The 333-nt window shown below is 58.3% G+C and carries 1 protein-coding gene; it reads left to right on the top strand.

Going from position 1 to position 333, the window contains the following annotated elements; genetic code table 11:
• Positions 1 to 47: 47 nt before the first annotated feature.
• A partial coding sequence (locus EN807_RS33685; RefSeq protein ID WP_135938029.1) for a hypothetical protein occupies positions 48 to 333 on the top strand: 286 nt, incomplete at its 3' end.

The raw sequence follows: 333 nt of genomic DNA, 5'->3' as shown, positions 1-333 counted from the left end.
CCCCTATGGCCACATGCTCGACGTCAAATCGAAGGACAAGATGCTCTATGTCAAGAAATAAGCTCTTGCTCGTTGTTCTGTGCAGCGGCCTGCTGACAGGCTGCGCCGCAGACTATCTCAACAACTACGATTCGGTGACGCTGGCGGCAGGCGATACGCAGAAATTCAATTCGCTGCTGCAGACGGTCGACCCATACAATCCGAACTCGAAGAACACACATATAGAAGGCGACGGCGCGCGGGCAGCCGCCGTTGCCCACAGCTACAAATTTCCGCCGCCACCGCCGCCACCGCCTGCGATCACGGTCAATGTCGGCGGGTCGGGTGTGACCA

This window comes from Mesorhizobium sp. M5C.F.Ca.ET.164.01.1.1 (assembly GCF_004792125.1).
Lineage (GTDB): Bacteria > Pseudomonadota > Alphaproteobacteria > Rhizobiales > Rhizobiaceae > Mesorhizobium > Mesorhizobium wenxiniae.
This window is presented reverse-complemented; position numbering and strand designations above follow the sequence as displayed.